We start from the raw sequence: 10,330 nt of genomic DNA, 5'->3' as shown, positions 1-10,330 counted from the left end.
AGCTCCAGTGTCGCCGGACGGCGAACCCACCACGCCATCAAGGTAACCACGACGAGTGACAGCTGGCGTGCCGGCCGCGGCAAGCTACGCGACCAGACGCGCGTTGTATGCGGCATGAGAGTGAATTGATCTTCAGGTCTAGGCGGCAATATGTTGATCATTTCTTGGCCGAAGATCGCGGTATTTCGCTGTATTGCCGAGCGTGTTCTGGGCGGTGTTGTAGGTGGTTGGCCGGTGGGTAGGATGGCTGTCTTCCGGCGCTGCGGGAGGCGTGGGTGGGTGGCAGGCTGGCGGGCCCTGATTTTTTCATCAGTTACGCGGGTAGTGATCGCGATTGGGCTGAGTGGATCGCGGTGCAGCTCGAAGGCGCCGGGTTCTCGACGAAGTATCAGGCGGCGGATTTCCGGCCGGGCCGCGATTTTGTTCGTGAGATGCATGAGGGGCTGGTGTCGGCGGAGCGGACGATTGTGGTGTTGTCTCCGGCGTATCTGCGGTCGCGGTTCGGCGAGGCGGAGTGGCGTGCGGTGTTCGCCGGTGACCCGACCGGTGAGAAGGGTTTGCTGATCCCGGTACGGGTACAGCCGTGTGAGCCGCCGGGTCTGCTGGCAACCCGGGTTTATGTGGATCTGGTCGAGGCGTCGGAAGTGGTGGCGCGTAAGAAGCTGCTGGCGGCGGTGGACAAGGAACGGCCGAGGCCGTCGGCGGCGGTGTTTCCGGGGCGGAAGGGTGCGCGGTTCCCCGGCGCTGGGCCGGCTGTGTCGAATCTGCCGGCGAGGATCCCGGTGTTCACCGGGCGCGCGGATCTGATAGGTGCGGTGTACGAGCAGCTGTGCACCGAGGGACGGTCGGCGGCAGTACACGGGCTTGGTGGGATTGGTAAGACCACGCTGGCGGTGGAGTACGCGTACCGGTTCCGCAGCGACTACGAGCTGGTGTGGTGGATCGATGCGGCCGAGCCGGCCACGGTGGCGGCGCAGCTGGCGCAGTTAGGGCGGCGGCTGGGTCTGCCGGATGCGGTGGACGAGCGGGATGCGGTGTCCGGGTTGTTCGCCGAGCTGGGCGGCCGTGACCGGTGGCTGCTGGTCTATGACAATGCCGAGCAGCCTTCGTCGCTGGCCGGGCTGATCCCCACGGCCGGGACTGGGCATGTGCTGGTGACGTCGCGATGGCCTGACTGGCGCGCTCACGCCGGCACGGTGCAGGTGCAGGTGTGGCCGCGTTCCGATTCGATCGCCTACCTGCTGGGCCGTACCACGCACACCGATGAGGTGCTGCTGGGTGAGCTGGCGGAGCTGGTCGGGGATCTGCCGTTGGCGATGGAGGAGGCGGCGGCATACCTGACGATGACCGGTGAGGACCTCGGTGTCTACGTCGGCCTCGTGCGTGAGCGGCTTCGGGAGATGTTCGCGACGGCGCCGGACGCCGGTGGTGAGGATCAGCGGCGGGTCGCAACGGTGTGGACTCTCTCGCTGGACCAGGTCCACGCCCTCGAGCCGATGGCCGAACAACTGCTGACCTTGCTGGCCTTCCTGGGCCCGCAGGTGCCGCGGGACCTGCCAATTGCGAACCTTGACCTGCTGCCGGACGAACTCGGTGCGGCCGTGGCTGACCGGTTGAACTACAACCGGTTGCTGAGCGCCATCGGTCGGTACGCACTGGTCAGTCTGGGGCCGGCCGAGGTGGGGATGCATCGGCTGGTGCAAGCCGTCGTGCAGGCCAGAATCGACCAACACGCACAGGCCTCGTGGGTGAGCACGGCCGTGAACGTGGTGCGCGGGGTGTTTCCCGCGGACAGCTGGGAGGCGGCTCGGTGGTCCGAGTGTGAACGGTTGCTGCCGCACCTGTTGGCGGCCTGCGAGCACGCCGAACGCAGCCGGGTGCACGGCGAGCAAGCAGGTTGGCTGCTGGCCCGGGCCTCGACGTATCTGCGGGAGCGTGGGCAGTACACGCAGGCCGAGCCACTGGCCCGGCGTGCGCTGGCCGTCATCACAACGACACTGGGCGCCGACCACCTTGAAACGGCATCGCGCCACGATGAACTCGGCCGCGTGCTGCAGGTTCTGGGTCTGCTGGACGAGGCCCGCACCCAATACGAGCTGGCCCTGAGTATCGGCCTGGCCGCGCTCGGCCCCGCCCACGCCACCATCGGCGCCTGGCGCAACAACCTCGGCGGCGTGCTGAAGGATCTGGGCCGGCTGGACGAGGCCCGCACCCAATACGAGCTGGCCCTGAGTATCGGCCTGGCCGCGCTCGGCCCCGACTACCCCACCATCGGCGCCTGGCACGGCAACCTCGGCGGCGTGCTGCAGGATCTGGGCCGGCTGGACGAGGCCCGCACCCAATACAAGCGGGCCCTGAGTATCGGCTTGTCCGCGCTCGGCCCTGACCATCCCGACATCGGCATCCGGCGCGGCAACCTCGGCAGCGTGCTGCAGGATCTGGGCCGGCTGGACGAGGCCCGCACCCAATACGAGCAGGCCCTGAGCATCAGCCTGGCCGCGCTCGGCCCCGACCACCGCCAAGTAAGGACCGTCCGCCGCCTACTCGATCAACTGTTGAAGCTGCCACCGGGACACAACCCTGATCTGAAGCCAGAGGGCGAGGAAGGCACTCATGAGTGACACGTCGGCCACCGTCCAGCAGAAATTCGCTCCCGGCACGGCACACCGTCAACGGCATTACGACACGTTTTCCCGCCTGCACCGACTACGACTACACGCCCTCAGGACCGGCCTGAACCTCGCCATCGGCACTTACGGAACCGCCATGACCGCAGTCGCAGCCTTCGCATAGAACCAAACGACTCAGCAACCAATTCGATCGGCGTGAGCGTGCGTCGGGCCTTTCTCGACATACGTCACACGGCGTGAAGGCTCATCGCCGTTCCCGCCACGGAATTCCGCTTCCCTTACGGTTGGCCTACCACCACAGTTGGGCTGAGATGGACCTGACGGGGTTTACACGTTCCACACGCATGAGATACGACCGGGTCGGGTGCCAGCTATACCCCGGGAGCAGCGGTGTCCACGCGACCATAGGATAATGCTCAGTCGCCGCTCGCCGATTCTCAACGGCCCGCTCCTCATCATCCCCACCATTACGATCCGACCTGGGGAGTTGCCGTAACGAGGCATCACCACTGGTTCATTCAGGTTCACCCTTTCGGTCTTCCCCTCACCTGTGTGGCTTCGTGCGTGTAAACGGGGCCCAGATGTGCGTGACTTTTGGGCCCGGGTTGAGCGGTTCCCTTGATCAATGTTGCTGACCTTGGGGCCCACTTCTGCGGTGGCGGGGCGTCGCCGGGCGAGGGTCAGAAGGGCGGGTCAGCGCCTGGGCGGGTGTATTCGCGGGTGGTGCCGGGGACCGGTAACGCTGGGATGTCGTGACTGGTGGGGTGGGTCCAGCCTCCGATCGGTCGCAGGATCGCCTGCGCGGTGTGGGCGATGACGCTGGCGAGTCCGGGGATCTCGATGTCGCTGAGCGCGTCGAAGTCGTCGACGGGTTGGGTGAGGGCGTAGACGACCATGACGCCAACTGGCGGGTGGTTCATTGGCTAGTGTTGGCGAGTTGGTGGCGGGTCTTGGCGAGCCGGTAGGAGTCGGTGCCGGTCTCGATGATGTTGCCGCCGAAGGCGAGCCGGTCGACGATCGCGGCGCAGAGTCGCGGGTCGGTGAACGTCTTGGTCCAGCCCGAGAAGGCTTCGTTTGAAGCTATGGCGACGGAGGCCTTTTCCTCGCGCGCGGTCAGAACCTGGAAGAGCAGCTCAGCGCCGCGTTTGTCGAGTTCCATATAGCCAAGTTCATCGATGCAGAGCAGATCGACGCGGCCGTAGCGGGCGATCGTCTTCACGAGGACCTTCTCGTCGGCGGCCTCGACGAGCTCGTTGACGAGTTTGGTCGCCAGCACGTAGCGGACCCGGAAGCCGACCATTGCGGCCTCTGTTCCAAGGGCGATGAGCAGGTGGCTCTTGCCGGTGCCGGAGTCCCCGATCAGGCAGAGCGGTAGGCCCTTGCGGACCCAGTCGCAGCTGGCCAGGGTGTGGACGACCGCGGGGTCGACGTTGGAGTTGGCGTCGAAGTCGAACGCGCGCAGGCTCTTGTCCCTCGGGAACGCGGCAGCCTTGATCCGCCGTTCGGAGCGGCGCCGGGCCCGGTCGTCGCACTCGGCCATGAGTAGTTCAGCGAGGAACCCGCGGTAGGTCATCTGATCACGGGCGGCGGCCTCGGCAAGGTCGGGGAACTGACCGCGGATGGTGGGCAGACGCAGCACCCGGCAGGCGGAGTCGATCGCGGCGTCGGCGGCCTGTTCAGTGAGTCCTCGATGACGGGTCATGGCCTGGTCCCTTCTGCGGTGCGACGGTGGCGGAGCAGCTGGTCGTAGGCAGCGACCGACGGTGGTGGCCGGGTGTCGGCCGGCAGCTGCTGGGCGAGGCGGCGCTCGGTCAACGACACGACATTGCTCGCGGGCCGGGCCGGTTCGTCGACGGTGTGCGGGTGGTCGTCGGTCTCGGCGAACTTGCGAGCCTGCAGCGCGACCGCGTCCGCGGTCAACGCGCCGGCGCGCAGCGCAGCGGCCAGACCGGCGACGACATGTTCGTGCGGCATGTGCCGGTGCAGCAGCAGGGCCTCGATCAGAGCGCGGGTGCCGGCGGCGTCGCCGTGGGCCTTGCGGACCGCTTCCCACCAGGCGTCGTGCACCGGGGTGAACTTCCCGGCCGTGCGAGCCTGCTCGAGCGCGGTGGAACCGGGCAGGGCGCCGGGTTTACGCAACAGGGCCTCCAGGTAGTGGTCCAGATCCAGACGGCTGCCGCTCTTGGCCATCAGCCGCTCGTGCCGGGCAACCTCGGCGCGGCCGTCATAGATGACCAGGTGGGAGGCGTGCAGGTGGACCCGGACCTGCCGGCCGACCAGCCGCGCTGGCACGGAGTAACGGTTGGTGCGGACGGTGACCTGGCTGTAGCGGTCAACACGGGGACCCAGCCAGATGCCGGTCTCGAACGGCTCGTCCGGCAGCGGCACCGGCAGCGGCTGCTCGATCGCGAACAGCTCCCCGACGGTGTGGGCTCGGCTGCCGATGCGCCGGGCGTCGTCGGCGACGTCCCACCCGTCGACCATGGCGTTGAGCTGCTCGAACGACTCTACTTCGGGGACGGGGACGAGGTGGTTGCGGCGGAACCAGCCGATCTACCCCTCGACACCGCCCTTCTCGTGAGCTCCCTGCAAGCCCGGCTGGCAGTAGAAAGGATCGACGGCGAAATGAGAACGGAACGCCGTCCATCGGGCGGTTTCGACCCGCTGCCGGGAGAACCCGAGGACCTGGGCGACCGCCGCCCGCAGGTTGTCATAGCGGATCTTGCCGGTGGGAACACCGCCGAGCGTCGTGAACGCGTGGACGTGCCCCTCCAGGAATGCCTCCGACCCCTCCTGACGCAAAAATCTTGTGGACGGCCTTGCCCGAGAAGGAGAGCCGGAGCGAGAACAGCATGCAGGTCACCAGTTCACCGCGAAGGTTGATGGCGACCTCGCCGAAGTCGACCTCGGCTTCCGCGCCGGGCCGGTGGGTCTGCGGGAAGAACACGTTGACCGGTCCCCGCCCGGCCTCGACGCGGATCTCCGGCTTGCGCTCCGCGGCGTAGGCACGCACCACCGCATAAGACACGTCGTGCATGCCGTGCTCGGCGATCAGCCGGTCGTAGATCCGTTTGACGGTGTGCCGCTGCTTGCGGGGCGCGTCCAGGTCCGCGCGGAGGATGTCGTCGATGACAGGCTTGAACGCATCCAGCTTCGAGGGCCGCGGCGGCATCGACTTGCGCGGCGCCGGCCACGCCGATGTCAGCGCCGAACGGACCGTGCGACGGCTGACCTGATACTTGCGCGCGAGCGCCCGCACGGACAAGCCAGCGCGGGAGTCCCGCCGGATCGCCGCGAACAGGTCGACCTTCGACATCGGCGGCATCGGCGGGCTCCCGTCCAGACCAGCCGATACTCCCACCAGCTCATGTGGGACCGGAACTCACGAACATCGAAACCACCCGATCGAGGTGGGCCCAGAACTGACGGACAAACCGCAGGTCATCCGGCCCGATCTGGTGCAGTCGACTTTGTCCTTCGCCAACCAACTTTGTTCGTGTGCCAGCGAACTTTGTCCCACCGCGTGTTTCTGCCACTCATAGTTGTCCTTACGAAACGCGCCCTAATTCGGTTTACCTGGTCGCGGCCGCTCCTGATACTGGGCCGGTGGATCGAGGGTTTCCCGAGCGGGCCGCCGCGCTCATCGAATCGGCGGGGTACGGCGACGGCGACCGGGTCGTGGTCGGCCTGCGGCACGGGGACGCGCCGCCGGTGTACGTAAGCCACGGCGAGCCGTTCACGACGGCCTGCGTCGCGTCGGTGTCGAAGCAGATCACGGCCGCATGCGTGGCGCTGCTCGTGCGACAGGGGAAGCTCGACGTCGAGTCGGCGCTGGCCGAATGGATCCCCGAGCTTCCGGCGTGGGCGGCCACCGTCCGCGTGCGGCACCTGATTCACCACACCGGCGGACTGCCCGAGGCCGGCGAGTTCTTCGTGCTCAAGAAGGCCGGGCGGGACCGGACCGTCCCCGGCATGCTGGCCGAGCTGGGCGGGCACGAGACCCTGGAGAGCACGCCGGGAACCACGTTCAGCTACCGCAACCCCGGCTACACCTGCCTGTCGGTCATCGTCGAACGTATCGCCGGCGAGCCGTTCCCCGACTTCGCGCGCTCGCGCCTGTTCGAGCCGCTCGGCATGGCCGCCACCCGCTACTGGCCCGGCCCGGATCCGTTCCCGCCCGGCACCACGCCGACCGAGCTGGGCTCCCCGGCGCCGCTGTCGCTCGGCGACTGCGGCGTCTGGTCGACGGCGGCCGACCTGATGCGCTGGAACGAGGCACTGGCGAACGACGAGCTGGGCGTTTCCGGCCTGTTGCACACGGCGGGCCGGCTCGACGACGGCACGTCCATCCCGTACGGCTGGGGTGTCGACGTGCTGACCCGGGCCGGTTTCCCGCTCCACCGCCACGGCGGCTCGTGGGCGGGTCTGAGCGCCCAGATCGCCCGGTTGCCCGCGCAGCGTGCCAGTATGGTCGTGATCGCCCTGGATCATACGGAGGCCCGTACCCAGGAGCTGGCCGACAGTCTGATCGACGAGCTGGTCGCCTGCTGAGAAAGTCAGCCGCTCAACGGTTGATCAGCTCTGGGCGCGGCGGTCGACGGCCGCGTAGGACGCCGCGGCGGTGGCGGCCGAGACCGCGAGCACTGACGGCCAGGCGCCGATCTTCTTGGCGAGCGGGTTGTGCTGGCGCAACGAGGTTCCATCGCAGCCGCAGGTTCGCCGGATGGCGATCGCGACCTCGCGCGCCAGCTCGTGGATCGCGTGTCCGTCGCGGGACGGCAGGTCATACAGATTCTCGTAGTGAGAGTTCGGCACGACCATCACGTGGTCGTGATTCCTCGGCCACCATCGCGGCGAGACGAACGCGGTGGCCAACTCGTCGCGCCTCACGACGTCATGCTGCGAACAGGAGGCGGAGCAGTCCCACCCTAACTTCCGCACCCGGACCGGGGCACCGGGCGGACCGAGTTCACCCACCGGCCCGAGCCGCATCATGGTGGGGGTCCCGAACTGGCAAACACACAATCCCGTCGCCGACAGGCGGGACCAGAGCTCACAAACAAAAGGGCCCCATTCTCACCGACGGAGCCAGCTGTGACACCCGGTCGGAACGGGCATCCTTGGGCTTCCCTCTGGGCTCCACACCCGGCCATTACCAGCCGCGCACGCCAGAGGAGGGGACCGGTCCAGGACACTGACCGGAGTCACGTCTTCGACATCGAGTCGAACCTCCTATCGACGAAACTACTCAAAACGTGCGACATCGTGTCGCACTTACCAGCGGCATGTGAGGGCGCCGGTTTGCGGTGTCGGCAACTGACCCGGGCTTGCTAGGAGGCGGCCAGCAGGGCGGCGAGTCTGCTCCGCGGCGATGAACGGAAGACGTTCACGGGGTCTTCTTTGCGAGCAAAGCCCGTCGAGGTATCTCACGAGAGCGCCCTCCCATGTTGTCCTGACGGTGCCGCCCTGAACAATGGGCAGCGGCCCCGCCGTACAAGGAAAGGTTTTGATCATGGGTTGGAACACCTCGGTGCTTTTCCGTCAGGACGTGACGGCGGACGAGGCGGTGGACGAACTCGCCATCACAGATTTCAGCGGCGAACTGGTCGGAGCCGACCAGGCTACAAGCGCCCTCAAGCCCGACGCCCTCTATGCCGCCGAGTCGGGTGGCTGGGTGCAGGTCTGGAACCCGATGATGGATGTGGTCATGGGCTGGGAGCCGAGCGACCCGGCCGACGCTTTGGTGGTCTTCTTCAGCAGTGTTTCGAGCACATACGGCTTCACGCTGTTCACGAATGGCGAACGCACCCGGCATTACGTCTACGCCGATGGTGTGGCCGTCGAGGACGAAGGAACGCCACTGCCGGTCGAGGCCGAGATTGCCCTGCCGTCCTGGGGCCCGGACGAGGACTTCCTCTGGTCGATCATCACGGCAGTCACCGGTCTCCGGTACGACGAAAAGCTGCAGTACCGCGTCTACCCGGTGTGACGGCGTACGCGACGGGCTACCGAGCCGGGTCGATTTGTTGCGAGCCCTGCTCCGCGGCGCCTGAACCATGATCACCGCGACGGCGCGAGCTGACCGGTCCCGACGGCGTGCTGGAGCACCGGTTACGGCATCGGCAGAGGGCTGCGCGCAAGATCGGCGGCATGTGAGGACGCCAAGGCAGGCAGCGGCTCGGTTACTTGGATGGTGGTTCGGGAACACGCCGCCGGTTCCTTTCAGGCGACTCGACGCCTTCTTGCTGGAGCTGATTTGCGGGATGGTTTCAGCGTTCGTCACTTCCGGTCCCATCGGAGAATGCGCCGAGACGCAGCCGCGCCGCTACGTGGCTGGCGAACCATGAGAAGAAGTCGCTGTTCAGGCTCGAGTTCGCGCGGATTGCCTCGCGCCAATCGGGCTGCTCAAGTACGACGAGGTACCGCTGCACGATGCGGTCCCGCTGCTCGGTGGTACAGCCGCACTGGTGCGGAGGCTTGGCCACCAGATTGTGGGCGATCATCGCGGCATCGATGTATCGGTTCATTGTCGGTGGCTGCCGGGCGATGTGAGCAGCATGGGCGGCCAGCACGGCAGATGCTGGCGGGTAGTGCTCGAGGGTCATGCCCATGCCGGCGCAGTCCGCCATGGTCCTCAGTAGCCGACCGGTGTGATCGGCCAGGTCATCGCCGGCACCGGGGTCGGTGATCGCTTCGTGCAGGTGCGCTGTGGTGGCGACCTCGCCGGCGAAGTAGCCGTTGAGGTAGTCGCCGTCGCAGGCATGGCGCAGCAGCCATGGCCGCGAACTGGCGGCGCCTTGTCGGCATAGTGCTTCGACGACGTAGACCCGGCCCCAGCCGGCGACGCGGTCGGCGAGCCACATCAGCGCTTCTGCGCCTGCACGGCGGCGTTGCAACGCCTCGGCGGCCAACGGTCCGAAATGATCCGACAGCAGACCGATGGTTTGGATCAGCGGGATGTCTTCCTCGGCCCCATCGGTGGCCAGCAGCGCGAGTCCTACCGTGGCGGCCTTGCGATCCGTGCTGTGCCGCACCAACCACCGGCCGGTCTGCCGCGCTCTCTCGCGGTTCGCGCGCAGCGCTGCGGCACCGATGTGGTCGTTGCGATGGATCGGGACGTAGACATCGCCGAACGCGTCGACAAGTTCACTCGCCTGCGCGTCCGGTCGGCTGAAATGCCTGTCGAGGATGACAGCGACGTCGGCCCCGTGGAGTCGTTGATCCCTCACGCGCCGGTATGACGGCCGTGAGCGGTGACTCTCTTCGTCCGGATACGGCTCACCGTCGCGAGGTAGAACGCCGTCGGGATGTTGCTGGTGAAGACGCAGAGCGTGTTCGAACAGCGCGATCTGAGGTCCGAGCAGTTCAGGCTCGGTCGTCACGCTCACTGGTGGACGGAGGACTCGATTCTTCCGATCATGGCCGAGATGATTCCACCCTCGCGTGCCCGCCAGCAAGCGCAGCGGCCGCCGCAGTATCGCCAGCGCCGTCCGCCGCCCGGCGCCGCCCCGGGCGGCGGCCAAGGCGTCGACAGGGATCTCCCTCTACAGCGGCGAGCACCATGCTTCCTGACGATCTGAACAGCGGCCAGTCGCGCGTTATCGGCGGCAGTTCAGTGCATGGACTTCGATCGATCTGAGGCGCCTTTACAGTAGAATGTGCCGGTGATTAGCGTGTTGGCCTTCGATCTTGGCGGTGTG

At 67.0% G+C, this 10,330-nt stretch carries 7 protein-coding genes and 1 pseudogene; 3 read left to right on the top strand and 5 right to left on the bottom strand.

Features of this window, described 5'->3' with window-relative positions; translation table 11 throughout:
• The first annotated feature begins 275 nt into the window (after positions 1–275).
• Positions 276–2,621, top strand: coding sequence for an FxSxx-COOH system tetratricopeptide repeat protein (gene fxsT, locus AB0O15_RS47640; RefSeq protein ID WP_364334768.1), 2,346 nt, complete (start codon positions 276–278; stop codon positions 2,619–2,621).
• A 689-nt stretch (positions 2,622–3,310) separates the two neighbouring features.
• Here fxsT and AB0O15_RS47635 read toward each other — a convergent pair.
• The 3 genes and pseudogenes from AB0O15_RS47635 to istA form a co-directional block, all read right to left on the bottom strand.
• Positions 3,311–3,526, bottom strand: a complete 216-nt coding sequence (locus AB0O15_RS47635) for a hypothetical protein (RefSeq protein WP_364334765.1) — start codon at positions 3,524–3,526, stop codon at positions 3,311–3,313.
• 20 nt (positions 3,527–3,546) lie between these two features.
• Entirely contained in the window at positions 3,547–4,269 is a 723-nt protein-coding gene (gene istB / locus AB0O15_RS47630; RefSeq protein ID WP_364334762.1) for an IS21-like element helper ATPase IstB, read from the bottom strand.
• Between the two features lie 59 nt (positions 4,270–4,328).
• Positions 4,329–5,946 (bottom strand): annotated as a pseudogene (gene istA / locus AB0O15_RS47625) (IS21 family transposase).
• Between the two features lie 290 nt (positions 5,947–6,236).
• Between istA and AB0O15_RS47620 the strand changes: the two are divergent.
• On the top strand, positions 6,237–7,181 hold the full coding sequence (locus tag AB0O15_RS47620) for a serine hydrolase domain-containing protein (RefSeq protein ID WP_364334759.1): 945 nt from the start codon (positions 6,237–6,239) through the stop codon (positions 7,179–7,181).
• 24 nt (positions 7,182–7,205) lie between these two features.
• On the opposite strand, the gene AB0O15_RS47615 is transcribed toward AB0O15_RS47620, so the two are convergent.
• The gene (locus tag AB0O15_RS47615) at positions 7,206–7,520 is read right to left on the bottom strand and encodes a hypothetical protein (RefSeq protein ID WP_364334756.1); all 315 of its coding nucleotides are present in this window, start codon (positions 7,518–7,520) and stop codon (positions 7,206–7,208) included.
• A gap of 622 nt (positions 7,521–8,142) precedes the next feature.
• Here AB0O15_RS47615 and AB0O15_RS47610 point away from each other — a divergent pair.
• Positions 8,143–8,619 (top strand): hypothetical protein, encoded by a 477-nt coding sequence (locus tag AB0O15_RS47610; RefSeq protein WP_364334753.1) that lies wholly within the window; start codon positions 8,143–8,145, stop codon positions 8,617–8,619.
• A gap of 280 nt (positions 8,620–8,899) precedes the next feature.
• Here the strand turns inward: AB0O15_RS47610 and AB0O15_RS47605 are convergent, their stop codons facing one another.
• The gene (locus tag AB0O15_RS47605) at positions 8,900–10,018 is read right to left on the bottom strand and encodes a hypothetical protein (protein ID WP_364334750.1); all 1,119 of its coding nucleotides are present in this window, start codon (positions 10,016–10,018) and stop codon (positions 8,900–8,902) included.
• Positions 10,019–10,330 lie beyond the last annotated feature (312 nt).

Source organism: Actinoplanes sp. NPDC089786 (genome assembly GCF_040684855.1).
Classification (GTDB): domain Bacteria; phylum Actinomycetota; class Actinomycetes; order Mycobacteriales; family Micromonosporaceae; genus Actinoplanes.
The sequence above is the reverse complement of the archived record's forward strand: the minus strand, read 5'-3'. Positions and strand labels throughout refer to the sequence as shown.

Excerpts from the sequence above, each read along its gene's own strand:
- AB0O15_RS47635 (WP_364334765.1), bottom strand. The coding sequence starts at position 3,526 with ATGGTCGTCTACGCCCTCACCCAACCCGTCGACGACTTCGACGCGCTC.
- AB0O15_RS47610 (WP_364334753.1), top strand. The coding sequence starts at position 8,143 with ATGGGTTGGAACACCTCGGTGCTTTTCCGTCAGGACGTGACGGCGGAC.